Source organism: Roseateles sp., from assembly GCF_044373315.1.
GTDB lineage: Bacteria > Pseudomonadota > Gammaproteobacteria > Burkholderiales > Burkholderiaceae_C > JACDQM01.
On sequence record NZ_JBILQK010000015.1, the window covers coordinates 33,613 to 48,036 of the forward strand.

A 14,424-nucleotide genomic window follows, 5' to 3' on the forward strand; every position below is an offset into this window, starting at 1 on the left:
GGCGGGGCGCCTGCGCTCAGCACTCTCTTCAGCGGCGACCGATCAACAGGCCCAGCAGCAGGCCCACGCCAGCGGCCACGCCAATCGACTGCCAGGGGTTCTCGTGGACATAGGCATCGGTGGCCCGGCCCGCGGCCTTGGCCTTTTCCAGCGCCGCCTCCTCGATGTCGACCAGATTGCGTCGGGCGCGCTCCAGGCTGGCCTTGATGCGCTGGCGTACCTCGTCAGCCCCTTCGCCGGCCTGGCCCGCCGTGGCCTTCAACAGCGCTTCCGCCTCGGCAACGACGGCCTGCAGATCACTGACCAGGCGCTGCTTGTGAACTTCGGGATTGGACATGCATTACCTCCTTGTAGTTGCAGACGCCACCATACTGCGTTTCACATGCGTTTGTCTGCCTCAGGTCATGCCGAAGTTCAGAGCAGGCTGTCGGCCGGCACATAGGCATAACCCAGAGACTGGGCCACCGCCTCGTAGCAGACCTTGCCAAGCGCCACATTGAGGCCGGCCTTCAGGTGCATGCTGTCCTTCAGCGCCTGGCGCCAGCCCTTGTCAGCCAGCGCCAGCGCGTGGCCGATGGTGGCGTTGTTGAGCGCAAAGGTCGAGGTGCGCGCCACCGCACCCGGCATGTTGGCCACGCAGTAATGCACCACGCCGTCGACGACGAAAGTCGGCTCGGCATGGGTGGTGGCGTGCGAGGTCTCGAAACAGCCGCCCTGGTCGATGGCGACATCCACCACCACCGCGCCCTTGCGCATGCGTGACACCATCTGGCGCGTCACCAACTTGGGCGCCGCAGCGCCGGGAATCAGCACCCCGCCAATCACCAGATCGGCCGCCAGCACCGCCTCCTCCAAGGCATGGGCGCTGGAGTACAGGGTGCTGATCCGGTTGCCGTAGACCAGATCCAGCTGCCGCAGGCGATCCACGTTTTTGTCCAGCACCGTCACCCGGGCCCCCATGCCCACCGCCATCTGCAAGGCATGCGTGCCGACCACGCCGGCGCCGATCACCACCACATGTGCCGGGGCCACGCCGGGCACGCCGCCCAGCAGCACGCCCATGCCGCCCTTGCTCTTCTCCAGATGCGCCGCACCGGCCTGGATGGACATGCGGCCGGCCACCTCGCTCATCGGTGCCAGCAGCGGCAGGCCGCCGCCCGGGCCGGTGATGGTTTCGTAGGCGATGCAGACCGCGCCGCTCTTAACCAGCGCGGCGGTCTGTTCAGGGTCCGGCGCCAGGTGCAGATAGGTGTAGAGGATCTGGCCTTCGCGCAGCATCGCGCATTCCTGCGCCTGCGGCTCCTTGACCTTGACGATCATCTCGCTGCGCGCAAACACCGTGGCAGCGTCCGGCGCGATCTCCGCGCCCGCCGCCACATACTGCTCATCACTCAGGCCTATGGCAGCGCCGGCGCCGCTCTGCACCATCAGCTGATGGCCGTGCTGTACCAGCTCATGCACGCTGGCCGGCGTCAGGCCGACGCGGTACTCGTGGTTCTTGATTTCCTTGGGGCATCCGATACGCATGCTTGTCTCCATCTGTTGTGGTGTGTGGCTGGGTTGTACTGCCGGCCCAGCCCGCTTGTGAAGCGAGATTCAAATCATTTCAGGCGCATAAGCGGCGCTAATCCGCTGGCGGCCGGGCCACAATCACACGCAATCCTCGCAACAGGAGCCATGACCGTGAACGCAGCCAAGATCCTCATCGCCCAAGGCGGCGGCCCCACGGCCGTGATCAACCAGTCCCTGGTCGGCGTGGTGCTGGAAGCGCGCCGCCATCGGCAGGTGCAAAGCGTCTACGGCGCGCGCCACGGCATGCGCGGCATCGTCGGCGAAGACTTCGTCGACCTGACGCAGGAGACCAGCCACAACCTGGAGCTGGTGGCGCAGACGCCCTCCTCCGCGCTGGGCTCCACGCGCGACAAGCCTGACACCGCCTACTGCCACCGCATCTTCACCGTGCTCCAGGCGCATGGCATCACGCACTTTTTCAATATCGGCGGCAATGACTCCTCGGACGCGCTGCGCATCGTTGCCGACGAGGCCCGCGCCGCCGGCTATCCGCTGCGCTGCATCCACATTCCCAAGACCATCGACAACGACCTGGTCTGCAACGACCACACGCCGGGCTTCCCCTCGGCCGCACGCTTCGTGGCCCAGGCCTTTGCCGGCGCCAACCTGGACAACGCCGCGCTGCCCGGCGTCTATCTGGGCGTGGTGATGGGCCGCCATGCCGGCTTCCTGACCGCTGCGTCGGCGCTGGGCAAGAAGTTCGCCGATGACGGCCCGCACCTGATCTATCTGCCCGAGCGGGTGTTCGAGCTGGAGCGCTTCCTGGCCGATGTGAAGGCTATCTATGAGCGTCACGGCCGCTGCGTCATCGCCGTGTCCGAAGGCATCCACGATGCGTCGGGCCAGGCCATCGCCGCGCAGCTCGCCAAGGACCTGGAGCTCGATGCGCATGGCAATGTGCAGCTCTCCGGCAATGGCGCGCTGGCCGATCTGCTGTGCGAGGAGATCAAGACCCGGCTCAAGATCAAGCGCGTGCGCGGCGACACCTTCGGCTATCTTCAGCGCAGCTTCATCGGCTGCGTGTCCGATGTGGACCAGCGCGAAGCGCGCGAGGTCGGCGAGAAAGCCGTGCAATTCGCCTTCCATGGCGACCGCGATGGCTCGGTGGCGATCAAACGCAGCGGCTTCTATTCAGTCGACTACGAGTTGCTACCCCTTGAGATGGTGGCCGGCAAGACTCGGGTGATGGAAGACGAGTTCATCGCCGCCAGCGGCACCGATGTGACCGACGCCTTCCGTCTTTACCTGCGCCCGCTGCTCGGCTCGGGCATGCCGGACGCCTTCCGCCTGCGACCCAACCCGGTCGCCAAGGTGCTCGGCAAGGGCTGAGCTGCTGCGCGAGTCAGAAGTTTCGGCTGACTGCAAGCGTGAGCGAAGGCTGGCGCTTGCTTTGCACCAGCGGGCTGGAAGCCGCATCGCCACGCAGGCTGCTTGCGTTCAACTTGCCGAACAGCTGCCAGTCCGGGCTGAGCGAGTAGCTCAGCTGGGCAAACACCCCCAGGCTGTGCAGGCCAGCACCGACCTGATGCGGCCGCAAGCCAGAGGCAGCAGCCTGGGCGCGGTTGATGCCAAGCAGGGCCTGGCCCAGCTTGGCATCCATCAGCTTGGCGGAGGCGCCGAAGGCCAGCATCATGCCGGGCGCTGGCAGCAGGCCGTAGCCCGCTTCGAACTCCACGCTACTGCCGCGCGCACCTGGCTTGCTGCCGCTGCCCAGGCGCGTGTGGCTGACCGCGTTGACGAACACCTGGCCCAGTGCCAGCTCTGCGCCCAGCCGCAGGGCTGGCGCCAGCTTGACCTCGTCAAGCGCCTGCACTCGCACGCCGTCCTTGCGGCGTCGCTGGTGAGGATCAAGCGCCAATGAGGCGCTGACGCCGAAACCCTCGGCAACTTCAGCCTCGAAGCCGGCTCCGCGCAGACTGTCCAGGAAGTAATGCTTGCGCCAGCGCGCATCGATCAGCGGCACCGCCAGCAGGCGCTGGTCGTCGGCGCCGATGTGCTTCGGCAGCGCGACAGCAGCAACACCGCCGCGCAGGTTCCAGTCGCCATCGGCAGCGACCGCCGGGCGGCAAGCGGCCAGCAGGCCGAGGGGCAGAACAAGAAGAGGAAGGCTTCGATTCATGATGAGGATTGCGCTCTGGCAGTTGATGACGCCGCCAGTGTGCAAAGCCGGTGATGAAGCCTCGGTGAAGCCCAGCGCTGCCACATGAAGCCTTGATGAAGGCCTGCCGTTCACTGCCAAAGCCGCGCGCTACCGCGCTTCTAGAATGCGCGGCGATTGCCGACACGGCGCGAAGCAACAGGAGACAGACCCGCATGTCCAGCATTCTGCTGATCGAGGACGACCTGCCACTGGGGCACTCACTGCAACGCGTGCTCAGCATGGCCGGCCACCGCGTCGTGTGGTTGCGCAGCGCCAGCGACGCGCGGCGCTTCCTTGGCGAGTTGCCCTTCGATCTTCTGCTGCTGGACATCGGCCTGCCCGACGAAAGCGGGCTCGCGCTGCTGGCCTGGTGGCGCTCTCTGGGCCGGGCCACGCCGGTGATGCTGATCACGGCGCGCGACAGCGTCGAGGAGCGGGTCGAGGGCTTGGACGCCGGTGCCGACGACTATCTGGGCAAGCCCTTCGCGATGGAGGAATTGCTGTCGCGGGTGCGTGCGCTGCTGCGCCGCCACAGCGGCCAGTCCAGCAACACCTGGCAGCTCGGCGAGCTGGTGATCGACACGGCGCGTCGGCGCGTGCTGCTGGCCGAGGCCGAGGTGGCCCTGTCGGCACGCGAGTACGACATCCTGCTGACCCTGGCGGCCGAGCCCGGCCGGGTGCTGACGCGCGAGCAGATCGAGCGCGGCCTCGGTGGCAGCGAGCTGCTGGACAGCAATGCCATCGATGTCCATGTCTACAAGCTGCGCAAGAAGCTGGGCAATGACTGGATCGCCACGGTGCGTGGCGTGGGCTATGTGCTGGAGGCGCCGGCCTGCGCCGCCTCCTCATGATCCCGGCGACATGCTGGGCGCCGGCTTCGCTGAGCGGTCGGCTGATCGCCTGGCAGGCGTTTGCCCTTTTTGTGGCCTGGCTGGTGCTGGCCGGCTTGCTGACCTGGCGCGGCGTGGCCTGGGGCGAAGTCGAGGTAAATGGCCGGCTGCAGCAGATGGCCACGGTGCTCGCGCCGGCTGCGGCCAGCCCCGAGGCGGAGTTGGCACAGCGCCTGAAGGCCATCGATGATGCAGTGCTGGCGCTGCTGGGTCTGGACGGAGACGTGGGCTCAGGCCTGCATCCGGCCTACCAGGTCTGGGACGCTGAGGGCCGCCTGCTCCATCGCAGCGCCAACGCCCCGGCCACCCGTCTGGACGCAGAAGCTGGGGCCGGCGAAGCCGCCCGCTGGCTGGTGCAGCGCGCGGCCCCGGGCCAGGGCCGCGTGCTGCTGGTCGCCGAGCCTCGCGAGGCCGACTTCGGCGCGGTGCTGCCGGTGCTGTGGCTGGTCTTGAAGTCACAGCTGGGCGTCTTTCTCTGGCATGGACTGGTGATCTGGCTGAGCGTGCGCTTCGGCCTCAGGCCCCTGGCCCAGCTGGCCCAGCGCATCGCCCAGCGTCGCGCGGGTGACCTGGCGCCCGTGCAGGTCGACCGGCTCTACACCGAGACCGCCCCGCTGGTCAGCGCGCTCAACGACCTGCTCGCACGCGAAGGCCAGCGGCTGGAGGCCGACCGGCGCTTCCTGGCCGATGCTGCGCACGAGTTGCGCACCCCGCTGGCGGCCGTCAACGCCCAGGCCCATCTGCTGCTCGGCGAACAGGAGCCGCAGGCACGACAGGAGGCCGCGCAGGCCCTGCGCGCCGGCGTGGCGCGGGTCTCGCATCTGCTGGCCCAGCTCCTGACCCTGGCGCGGGCCGAGACCGCGGTGCAGACCCTGCGCCCCGAGCGCCTGGATATGGCGGCCCTGCTGCGTGAGCGCGTGGCCCTGCTGGCGCCGCTGGCGCGCCAGCGCGGCATCCAGCTCGAACTGCAGGCGCCCGCACATTGCGAAGCACTGTTGGAGCGCGGCGGCCTGTGCTCGGTGGTTGACAACCTGGTGGATAACGCCATTCGCTATAGCCCCGATGGCGCCCGCGTGGAAGTGGCCCTGGAGGGCTGCGAGGCCAGCGGCGCAGCAGGACTGACGCTGATCGTGCGCGACAACGGCCCGGGCCTGGCGGCCGAGCAGCGCGAGCGGGTGTTCGAGCGCTTCTACCGTGTGCCTGGCAGCACTGCGCAGGGCACCGGCCTGGGCCTGGCCATCGTCAAGCGAATTGCGGAGCGGGAACGCGCCCGGCTCGAATTCGTGGACGGCCTGGACGGCCGTGGCCTGGGCCTGCGCCTGCGCTATCCGCCCGCCAACTGAGCCGCGCCGGCCGCCGCAGCGGCACAGCGCCCCGCGCCCAGGGCTTGCAGCTGGCGCTGGCTGTATTCATCATCCGGCCGCTCGCTGCGGGCCAGCGCCTGGCGCAGCGCCGGCAGCAGGCTGCAGTCCAGCTCGGGCAGACCCAGCAGGCCTTGCAGCACATACACATCCCGTGTTTGCGCCAGCAGCTCGCGCCGCAACTCGGCCGGTAGGGCCGGATTGGCGGCGAACTGGCGATCCAGATGCATGATGCTGCGCGGCCGGTGGTAGAGCTCGCGCAGCAGCGCGGGCGGGGTGTTGGGATGCCGGGCCAGGTCACTGAAGAAGTAGTCCGGCAAGTGGCTCTCGCGGTAGACCCGCTCCAGCAAGGTGGCCGGTGCACGCGGGTGGCGGATGGCGGCCAGCAGCAGGCCGGCATCCTCGGTCTTTGCCAGGCGCTCCAAGGTGGCCTGGGGCAGCTCAGGCTGCTCCAGCAGCGGCAGCAGCCAGGTCCGCTGCCCAGCATGCTGGTGGCTCAGGGCATCCAGCTGGGCGCCCTCCTCGCCAGGATGCCGGGCCAGCTGGGCACGGATGGCGGCGCGGTGGGCCTCGATCTCGGCGCGTTGGGCAGCCATCTGGGCATCAGATTCCTGATTGCGGGCCCGAGTGTGCAAACCATCGGCCAGCAAGAGGCCCAGCAGGAGCAGCACCGCACCCAGGGCCAGGGTGCCCAGCCCTCGCCGCAGGCGCTGCGGGCTGTGCCAACCCAGGCTGCCGGCCCAGCCCAGCGTTCCCGCCAGGCTGGCATAAAGCGGCAGGGGCAGCAGCCCAAGGGCGCCGGTGGACGAGCGCGACTGGAACACCGCCCACACACCCACGCCCAGCACCAGCAGGCCCAGCAATGCCCCCTCGGAAAGCCCGCGATAGCGCCGCCGGCGCAGCAGCCAGACCAGGCCCAACAAGGGCAGCAAAATGGGTATCAGGACAAGAAACAGCATCCGGCGGACGCCTCCCTGGCGCCAAGTATGCGACCGCCGCCCCGAGGGCTTGACCCTGGGGCGCTGAGGCTGGCAGCATCGCGCCAGCTTTTCAACCCTCAACCCTGTTTGACGGAGCGCGCACACCATGAGCCAGATGATCGAGTTCCAACGCCCCGATGGCGGCAGCAGCCGCGCCTATCTGGCCGATGCCGGCGCCGGCACGCCCGGCCTGGTGCTGATCCAGGAGTGGTGGGGCTTGAACCCCCACATCTGTGAAGTCGCGGATCGCTTCGCTGCCGCCGGCTTCACGACGCTGGCGCCCGATCTGTATCGCGGCCGCGTCGCCAGCAGCGCCGACGAGGCCAATCACCTGATGACCGGGCTGGACTTCGGCGACGCCACCCACCAGGACCTGGCCGGTGCGCTCAGCTATTTGCAGGAGCGCGGCACCAAGGTCGGCGTCACCGGCTTCTGCATGGGCGGCGCGCTGACCGTGGCCGCAGCCGTGCATATTCCAGGTTATGCCGCTGCCAGTTGCTTCTACGGCATCCCGCCCGCGGCATTCGCCGATCCCGCCAAGATCGCCATGCCTTTCCAGGGCCACTTCGCCGACCGCGACGACTGGTGCACGCCGGCTGCGGTCGATGGCTTGCAGGCCGCGCTAACCGTGCCTGCCGAGCTCTACCGCTACCCAGCCGATCACGCCTTCTTCAACGACAAACGCCCCGAGGTCTACGACGCCGCCTGCGCCCAGCAGGCTTGGGAGCGCACGCTGGCCTTCTTCCACAAACACCTGGACTGAAGGCAGCCCGCGGCGCAACGATGCATCAAGAACAGGACCCGATCTCGCGCGACCGCCTGGACGCGCTGCAAGCCTTGTACGACCAGGGTAGTTTCGCCGAGCTGCTGCCCCAGCTGCTGCAGTGGCTGGCAGCCCTGAGGCAGACCGCGCCTCACGCTGGCGCGCCGGCGTGCTGCAGCTGCGCTGCCTGGCCAAGCTGGAGCAGTGGGAAGCGCTGGCGCGTGAAGGCAATGCGCTGCTGGCTCAGCCCGAACTCGCGGACCATGAAGCCGCGATGGACACACTGATCCTGCTGTCCTACGGCGAGATCCAGCTGGGCGATGCCGAGATGAGCCTGCGCGCGGCCTTCGCGGCACTGCAGCTCTCGTTGCAGCGGCGCTCGCCCGCCCACAGCGCGCAGGCGCTGGACCGCCTCGCCATGAGCTATCTCTGGCTGGGCGACGCCGGGCTGGCCGAACGCTACCTGCTTGAAGCCATCGGCTACTGCCACCAACTCGGCGATGCCGACACCAGCCTGCTGCGCTATTCAAACGGCCTGGTGCTGCTGATCACCCTCTATGACGCACTGTGCGCCGCCGCCCGCCACGGCGAGGCGCAGGCGCTGGCGCAGCGCATGCAGCGCTTTGTCGTCCAGGGCAGCAAGATCGAGCATCAGGCCCGACGCCACTACGAGCGCCGCATCTGGGCGGCCAATCTGGCACGCTGGCAATGCCGGCGCGAGGACAGCGAAGCCCATCGCCAGCTGCTGCTCGCGCAGCTGGCCGAGGCCGACACGCGCGGCTGGGGCAATATCCGTCGCACCCTGCGGCTGGACCTGGCGCGCTTTGCGTGTGCCGCCGCGCGCTGGAACGAAGCCCTGGAGCATTTGCAGCAGATCGACAGTCCAGGAGAACGGCCCATGCGCCTGCTGCAAGCGAAGTTGCACCAGGGCCTGCTGGTAGAAACCTTGGACGCGCTCGGCCGCGCCGACGAAGCAGATGCGGCCCGCCACCGAAGCGCGGCCATGCTGCAACAGGAGCAAGCCGCCATTGAACGCGTCCGCGATCTGCTACCCGATCTGCACAATGCCGTCACGCAGACCTTGAACCAGACGGAGCAACAGCAACTGGACGCCGAGGTGCGGCGCTTGCGCGAGCACGAGGCCGCCGGACTCAGCCTGTCTGCACGCGGCGGCTGAACCACCGCCGGACGGCCCCGGCCTGCTCAGGCTGGCGCGCGCGTCGGAAACACCAGACAGGTGGTGGTGGCGTGCGCATAGAGCTTGCCGTCCGGCCCGACGATGCGGGCCTCGGCAGTGGCCAGTTGGCGGCCGCCATGGATGACCTGCCCAATGGCGCGCAAGGGGCCGGTCTTGGCGCTGGCCGCGCGCACGATGTTCACGCCCAGCTCGGCCGTGGTGTAGGCAAAGCCTACCGGCATGGTGGTGTGCACCGCGCAGCCCAGGGCCGAATCCAGCAGCGTCGCGTACCAGCCGCCATGCACCGTGCCCAGCGGGTTGTAGTGCTTGAGCTGCGGCGTGCCCTGGAACACTGCGCGCCCCTCCGCCACCTCGATCAGCGAGAAGTCCAGCGTGTCGGCGATATGCGCATAAGGCATCTCACCCGCCAGCATGGCCTGCATCAGCTGCAAGCCGCTCATGCCGGCCGCCTTGGCCGGATCGGCCAGCCCCGGCTTGCCGCCGCCAGCGGCGATGCGGGCACGCACGCGCTCGAACTCTTCTTGCCACTGTGCTGCGACCGCGGCGCTGTCGCCGCCAATGCTGCTGCTCATTCGAGGGTCTCCTGCGTGCGGGTTGGACCGCCCTTTATAGCAAGGCCAACGCTCAGCGAGCGTCACCTCCAGGACAGGCCGACCTACCCGCGCTAAGCCGCGGCATTGCAGCGCCCGGCCCGCAGCACAGGCGGTCTGTGAAGACGTTCACGAACAGTCGAGCCTGACATGCATTCGTCACAGGACCGAAATGCAGGGCAAGGACCATGCGGGCCTGCCGAAAGCCGGAGCGCCAGTGAGAGCAAGCCGATGACGATGGTAAGGACAATGATTCCGCAGAAGACGGCGGCTGCGCATGCAGCGCTGGCCGGTGATCGACAAGCCGTGAGCCCCAAGCTGCGCATGCTGCTGATCCTGGTGGATGGGCGCAAGACGCTAGACCAGTTGTGCGCCATCGCCACCGGCCTGGGCCACGATCTGCAGGCCTTCGTGGAGCTGCGCCGACTCGGCATGCTGAGCTGGCCCGAGCCTGCCGGCGCGCCTGATGCTGCCGCTGGCGACGATACCAAACGGCTGGTGAACGCCAAGTTCTATGCCCTCGATCTTGCCGCGCGCATGCTGGCGGGCAAGGACGAGGCCCTGCGTCAGGCAGCGCGGGCAGTCAACGATGAACAGGCCTTCATCAGCTGGTTGCAGACCTGCGCGCAGCAGATCGAACAAGCCTCGAGTGCCGACCGCGCGAAGTTCTTCCTTGAGCGGGTTGTTGCAGACGCTCGCTGACTGCGGGCACGCGCCAGTCCCCGCAAGCAGAGCCTCGATCAGCCGGCCCGCTTGGCCAGCAGCGCACGCCCCACGCGCGACACCGGCGCACGGCCCAGCAGCTGCGAGATGTAGGCACCGGCATCAACCAGCTTGTCGATATCGATGCCGGTGGCTATGCCCAGCCCGTTGAGCATGAACACCACATCTTCGGTCGCCACATTGCCGGTGGCGCCCTTGGCATAGGGACAGCCGCCCAGACCCGCAACGCTGGCATCGAAGGTGTGGATGCCCATCTCCAGGCAGGCGTAGATATTGGTCAGCGCCTGGCCGTAGGTGTCGTGAAAATGGCCGCTGACCTCGACCAACGGATAGTGCTTCAGCGCGCGCTCCATCGCCGCCTGCACCTTACGCGGCGTGCCCACGCCGATGGTGTCGGCGATGCCCATATGGTCGACGCCGATGCCCTTCATCAGCTGCACGACACGCTCGACCTCATCGGCGCTGACCTCGCCCTGGTAGGGGCAGCCCATCGCGCAGGACAGCGCGCCGCGTACCTTGATTCCGGCCTCATGCGCGGCCGCCACCACCGGCGCGAAACGCTCGATGCTCTCGGCGATCGAGCAGTTGATGTTCTTCTGCGAGAAGGCTTCCGAGGCCGCGGCGAAGACGACGATCTCGTCGGGCTGGGTGGGCAGCGCGCTCTCCAGGCCCTTCATGTTCGGCGTCAGCACCGAGTAGCGCACGCCGGGGCGGCGCTCTATCGCCGCCATCACCGCCGTGTTGTCGGCCATCTGCGGCACCCACTTGGGGCTCACGAAGCTAGTGACCTCGACCTCCTTCAGGCCAGCGTCCTGCAGCATCGTGACCAGGCGCGCCTTGTGCTCGGTGGCGACCGGCTCCTTCTCGTTCTGCAGACCGTCACGCGGGCCGACATCGACCAGGGTCACATGGGTAGGCAAGGTGGTGCTCATCGCTCGTTCACTCCAAACGCAAGAGTTCGGCGCCATCGCCGACCTGGTCGCCGATACCGTAAAGCAGCTCGGCCACCACGCCGTCGCGCGGCGCGTTGATGGTGTGCTCCATCTTCATCGCTTCCATCACCGCCAGCGGCTGGCCCTTCGTGACGGTGTCGCCCGGCTGAGCCAGGAAGGCCACCATCTTGCCCGGCATCGGCGCTGTCAGGCGCCCGCCTTCGCTGCCGCCCTCGCCGGCATGGGCGATCACATCCACCTCGGTCAGGAGCGCGCTTCCAACGGCTGCGAACACCGCCACCTGTTCGCCGACTTTGTAGGTCTTCACCGTCACGCGCTGCTGCGTGAGCCCCTCGCCCAGCAGCAGCTCATGCGACTCCAGGCTGCGCGAACTCAAAGCAAATGGAATTACCTCGCCGGCCACGCTCAGATGCATGCCGCCCTGGTGGTGGCGCGACAGCAGCACCTGGTGGTGCTCGCCGTTGAACTCCAGCTCGAAGCGGCGCGTCGAGGCGCCGAACATGCGCCAGCCGTCGGCGCGGCTCCAGGGGTCGCGGCTCTCGCGGGTGGCCTCCTCGGCCAGCGTGTGCGCCACCACGGCCGCGGCGCTCAGCGCCAGCGACAGGCCGGGCTGGCCGAAGAGCTGCGTCTTTTCGCGCTCGATCAGGCCGGTGTCCAGATCGGCGCCGGCGAAGGAGACCGTCGCCGCGCAGCGGCGCAGGAAGGCAACATTGGTCTGCAGACCGACGATATGCGTGTCGCGCAGCGCCGCATCCAGCCGCGCCAGCGCCTGCGCGCGGTCCTCGCCCCAGACAATCAGCTTGGCGACCATCGAGTCGTAATAGGGGCTGATCTCGTCGCCCTCGCCCACGCCGGAATCAATCCGCACGTCGCCGCGCTCGAAGCTCACATGCGCCGGCCAGCGCGCCACCTTCAGCGCGCCGGTGGCCGGCAGGAATCCTGCCTCGGGGTTCTCCGCGCAGATGCGCGCCTCGATCGCATGGCCGTGCATGCGCAGCTCGGATTGCTTGAGCGGCAGCGGCTCGCCGGCGGCCACGCGCAGCTGCCACTCCACCAGGTCCTGGCCGGTGATGGCCTCCGTCACCGGATGCTCGACCTGCAGCCGCGTGTTCATTTCCATGAAGTAGAAGCGGCCGTCCTGCTCGGCGATGAACTCCACCGTGCCAGCGCCCACATAACCCACCGCCTTGGCGGCTGCCACAGCGGCATTGCCCATCTCAGCGCGGCGCTCGGCCGTCATGCCGGGCGCGGGCGCTTCTTCCAGCACCTTCTGGTGGCGGCGCTGCACCGAGCAATCGCGCTCGAACAGGTAGACGCAGTCGCCATGGCTGTCGCCAAATACCTGGATCTCGATATGGCGGGGCTTCTGCACATAGCGCTCGATCAGCACCGCGTCGTCGCCGAAGCTGTTGATCGCCTCGCGCTTGCACGAAGACAGCGCGGCGTCGAACTCATCCGCTGCAAACACCGCCCGCATGCCCTTGCCACCGCCGCCGGCGCTGGCCTTGATCAGCACCGGATAGCCGATGCGCTCGGCCTCCTTCTTGAGCAGCACCTGGTCCTGGTCGGCCCCGTGATAGCCGGGCACCAGCGGCACGCGGGCCGCCTCCATCAGGCGCTTGGACTCCGCCTTCAGGCCCATAGCTTTGATAGCCGACGGCGGTGGGCCTATGAACACCAGGCCAGCGTCAGCGCAGGCCTGAGCGAACTCTTCGTTCTCGCTCAGGAAGCCATAGCCCGGGTGCACCGCCTCGGCGCCGGTGGCCTTGGCGGCATCGAGGATGCGCTGCCACTGCAGGTACGAGTCACGCGGCGCCGGGCCGCCGATCAGCACTGCCTCATCGCAGGCCTGCACATGCTTGGCTTTCGCGTCCGCCTCGGAGTACACGGCCACTGTCTTGACACCCAGGCGGCGCGCGGTTGCGGCGACTCGGCAGGCGATTTCGCCGCGGTTGGCGATAAGGATTTTCTTGAACATGGCGAATAACTCCTTGCTTGACGGCAATACTAAACACGACCACTGCGGCACGGAGACACAGAGCGAAGGCCACGCGGCTTGCTGGGCTGGGCGGCTCTGCGACTCCGTGCCTCTGTGGTTTGGTTGCTAAGGCTTACTGGTCTCAATGCGCCTGACAGGCGCGCTGGCCTTCTGCACTGCCGCTCATCAGCTTGATCTTGGCCTCGGCCTGCTTGCTCTCGGACAACTCCGCCTCCGTTGCGCAATGCATCCCCAGCCGCTCCAGCAGCGCGCGATCTTTCTCAGCCTGCGGATTCGATGTAGTGAGCAGCTTGTCGCCATAGAACATCGAATTCGCGCCCGCCAAGAAGCACAGCGACTGCAGCGACTCAGGCATCTGCTCGCGGCCGGCCGACAGGCGCACCATGGCGCGCGGCATCGTGATGCGGGCGACCGCGATGGTGCGCACGAATTCAAACGGATCCAGCGCCTCGGTACCGGCCAGCGGCGTGCCTTCCACCTGCACCAGGTTGTTGATCGGCACGCTCTCGGGATAGGGGTCCAGATTGGCCAGCTGCACGATCAGGCCAGCGCGCTGGCGGCGTGTCTCGCCCATGCCGACGATGCCGCCCGAGCAGACCTTCAGGCCGACCTGGCGCACGCGGTCCAGCGTGTCCAGCCGGTCCTGATAGGTGCGGGTGGTGATGATCTGGCCGTAGAACTCGGGCGCGGTGTCGAGGTTGTGGTTGTAGTAGTCCAGCCCCGCCTGCTGCAGCGCTTCGGCCTGGCCGTCGGCCAGCATGCCGGCGGTCAGGCAGGTTTCCAGGCCCAGAGCCTTCACTTCCTTGACCATCTCGCCAATCGCTTCGATGTGTCGCTCCTTGGGCGAGCGCCAGGCCGCCCCCATACAGAAGCGCGTCGCGCCGTTGGCCTTGGCGGCACGCGCGGCCTCCAGCACCTCTTGCAGCGGAATCAGCTTTTCGGCCTTCAGGCCGGTGTCGAAGTGCGCCGACTGCGGGCAGTAGGCACAGTCTTCCTCGCAGCCGCCGGTCTTGATGGACAGCAGCGTGGACAGCTGCACCGCATTGGCATCGAAGTGCTCACGATGCACCTGCTGTGCGCGGAACAGCAGATCGTTGAAGGGCAGCTCGAACAGCGCCGCCACTTCGTTCACGGTCCAGGGCTTGGCGTTGCGGCGCTGCTCATCGGTGGTCGGCGTCAGCGACTGGATCTGGTTGACGTTCTGCTTCATCGTCGTGGTGCTCATGGGGTGATTGCGGTTCGCTTGTCTCGTTGA

At 67.8% G+C, this 14,424-nt stretch carries 14 protein-coding genes; 6 read left to right on the forward strand and 8 right to left on the reverse strand.

Features of this window, described 5'->3' with window-relative positions; genetic code table 11:
• Positions 1 to 28 precede the first annotated feature (28 nt).
• Both ACIQ67_RS05930 and ald read right to left on the reverse strand, forming a co-directional pair.
• Positions 29 to 337, reverse strand: a complete 309-nt coding sequence (locus tag ACIQ67_RS05930; RefSeq protein ID WP_397533435.1) for a YqjD family protein — start codon at positions 335 to 337, stop codon at positions 29 to 31.
• 77 nt (positions 338 to 414) lie between these two features.
• Positions 415 to 1,527, reverse strand: a complete 1,113-nt coding sequence (gene ald, locus ACIQ67_RS05935; protein WP_397533436.1) for an alanine dehydrogenase — start codon at positions 1,525 to 1,527, stop codon at positions 415 to 417.
• Positions 1,528 to 1,683: 156 nt separating this feature from the next.
• Between ald and ACIQ67_RS05940 the strand changes: the two genes are divergently transcribed.
• Positions 1,684 to 2,901 carry a 6-phosphofructokinase gene (locus ACIQ67_RS05940; RefSeq protein WP_397533437.1) on the forward strand — a complete coding sequence of 406 codons (1,218 nt, stop codon included), beginning with the start codon at positions 1,684 to 1,686 and terminating at the stop codon, positions 2,899 to 2,901.
• Positions 2,902 to 2,914: 13 nt separating this feature from the next.
• Here ACIQ67_RS05940 and ACIQ67_RS05945 read toward each other — a convergent pair whose 3' ends face one another.
• A complete protein-coding gene (locus tag ACIQ67_RS05945) occupies positions 2,915 to 3,691 on the reverse strand; it encodes a MipA/OmpV family protein (RefSeq protein WP_397533438.1) in 777 nt (258 codons plus the stop codon).
• 194 nt (positions 3,692 to 3,885) lie between these two features.
• Between ACIQ67_RS05945 and ACIQ67_RS05950 the strand changes: the two genes are divergently transcribed.
• Positions 3,886 to 4,563: a response regulator transcription factor gene (locus ACIQ67_RS05950; protein WP_397533439.1), complete on the forward strand. Its 678-nt coding sequence runs from the start codon at positions 3,886 to 3,888 to the stop codon at positions 4,561 to 4,563.
• Positions 4,560 to 5,945 carry an ATP-binding protein gene (locus ACIQ67_RS05955; protein ID WP_397533440.1) on the forward strand — a complete coding sequence of 462 codons (1,386 nt, stop codon included), beginning with the start codon at positions 4,560 to 4,562 and terminating at the stop codon, positions 5,943 to 5,945. The genes ACIQ67_RS05950 and ACIQ67_RS05955 overlap by 4 nt, the downstream gene beginning before the upstream one ends.
• Here ACIQ67_RS05955 and ACIQ67_RS05960 read toward each other — a convergent pair.
• Entirely contained in the window at positions 5,927 to 6,922 is a 996-nt protein-coding gene (locus tag ACIQ67_RS05960) for a hypothetical protein (protein WP_397533441.1), read from the reverse strand. The two genes, ACIQ67_RS05955 and ACIQ67_RS05960, sit on opposite strands and share 19 nt — an antisense overlap.
• Positions 6,923 to 7,049: 127 nt before the next feature.
• Between ACIQ67_RS05960 and ACIQ67_RS05965 the strand changes: the two genes are divergently transcribed.
• On the forward strand, positions 7,050 to 7,706 hold the full coding sequence (locus ACIQ67_RS05965; RefSeq protein ID WP_397533442.1) for a dienelactone hydrolase family protein: 657 nt from the start codon (positions 7,050 to 7,052) through the stop codon (positions 7,704 to 7,706).
• Between the two features lie 121 nt (positions 7,707 to 7,827).
• Entirely contained in the window at positions 7,828 to 8,883 is a 1,056-nt protein-coding gene (locus ACIQ67_RS05970; protein WP_397533443.1) for a hypothetical protein, read from the forward strand.
• 26 nt (positions 8,884 to 8,909) lie between these two features.
• Here the strand turns inward: ACIQ67_RS05970 and ACIQ67_RS05975 are convergent, their stop codons facing one another.
• On the reverse strand, positions 8,910 to 9,476 hold the full coding sequence (locus tag ACIQ67_RS05975) for a PaaI family thioesterase (RefSeq protein WP_397533444.1): 567 nt from the start codon (positions 9,474 to 9,476) through the stop codon (positions 8,910 to 8,912).
• A 249-nt stretch (positions 9,477 to 9,725) separates the two neighbouring features.
• On the opposite strand from ACIQ67_RS05975, the gene ACIQ67_RS05980 reads away from it, so the two are divergent.
• The gene (locus ACIQ67_RS05980; RefSeq protein ID WP_397533445.1) at positions 9,726 to 10,196 is read left to right on the forward strand and encodes a hypothetical protein; all 471 of its coding nucleotides are present in this window, start codon (positions 9,726 to 9,728) and stop codon (positions 10,194 to 10,196) included.
• 38 nt (positions 10,197 to 10,234) lie between these two features.
• Here the strand turns inward: ACIQ67_RS05980 and ACIQ67_RS05985 are convergent, their stop codons facing one another.
• The 3 genes from ACIQ67_RS05985 to bioB all read right to left on the reverse strand — a co-directional run bounded on the left by ACIQ67_RS05985 (position 10,235) and on the right by bioB (position 14,394).
• Positions 10,235 to 11,149, reverse strand: coding sequence for a hydroxymethylglutaryl-CoA lyase (locus ACIQ67_RS05985; RefSeq protein ID WP_397533446.1), 915 nt, complete (start codon positions 11,147 to 11,149; stop codon positions 10,235 to 10,237).
• Between the two features lie 7 nt (positions 11,150 to 11,156).
• The gene (locus ACIQ67_RS05990; protein ID WP_397533447.1) at positions 11,157 to 13,148 is read right to left on the reverse strand and encodes an acetyl/propionyl/methylcrotonyl-CoA carboxylase subunit alpha; all 1,992 of its coding nucleotides are present in this window, start codon (positions 13,146 to 13,148) and stop codon (positions 11,157 to 11,159) included.
• Between the two features lie 142 nt (positions 13,149 to 13,290).
• On the reverse strand, positions 13,291 to 14,394 hold the full coding sequence (gene bioB, locus ACIQ67_RS05995) for a biotin synthase BioB (protein ID WP_397533448.1): 1,104 nt from the start codon (positions 14,392 to 14,394) through the stop codon (positions 13,291 to 13,293).
• Positions 14,395 to 14,424: the final 30 nt, after the last annotated feature.

Bases quoted from the DNA above. Each gene is read 5' to 3' on its own strand.
- ACIQ67_RS05930 (WP_397533435.1), bottom strand. From the start codon at position 337: ATGTCCAATCCCGAAGTTCACAAGCAGCGCCTGGTCAGTGATCTGCAG.
- ald (WP_397533436.1), bottom strand. From the start codon at position 1,527: ATGCGTATCGGATGCCCCAAGGAAATCAAGAACCACGAGTACCGCGTC.
- ACIQ67_RS05945 (WP_397533438.1), bottom strand. From the start codon at position 3,691: ATGAATCGAAGCCTTCCTCTTCTTGTTCTGCCCCTCGGCCTGCTGGCC.
- ACIQ67_RS05950 (WP_397533439.1), top strand. From the start codon at position 3,886: ATGTCCAGCATTCTGCTGATCGAGGACGACCTGCCACTGGGGCACTCA.
- ACIQ67_RS05955 (WP_397533440.1), top strand. From the start codon at position 4,560: ATGATCCCGGCGACATGCTGGGCGCCGGCTTCGCTGAGCGGTCGGCTG.
- ACIQ67_RS05960 (WP_397533441.1), bottom strand. From the start codon at position 6,922: ATGCTGTTTCTTGTCCTGATACCCATTTTGCTGCCCTTGTTGGGCCTG.
- ACIQ67_RS05965 (WP_397533442.1), top strand. From the start codon at position 7,050: ATGAGCCAGATGATCGAGTTCCAACGCCCCGATGGCGGCAGCAGCCGC.
- ACIQ67_RS05975 (WP_397533444.1), bottom strand. From the start codon at position 9,476: ATGAGCAGCAGCATTGGCGGCGACAGCGCCGCGGTCGCAGCACAGTGG.
- ACIQ67_RS05980 (WP_397533445.1), top strand. From the start codon at position 9,726: ATGACGATGGTAAGGACAATGATTCCGCAGAAGACGGCGGCTGCGCAT.
- ACIQ67_RS05985 (WP_397533446.1), bottom strand. From the start codon at position 11,149: ATGAGCACCACCTTGCCTACCCATGTGACCCTGGTCGATGTCGGCCCG.
- ACIQ67_RS05990 (WP_397533447.1), bottom strand. From the start codon at position 13,148: ATGTTCAAGAAAATCCTTATCGCCAACCGCGGCGAAATCGCCTGCCGA.
- bioB (WP_397533448.1), bottom strand. From the start codon at position 14,394: ATGAGCACCACGACGATGAAGCAGAACGTCAACCAGATCCAGTCGCTG.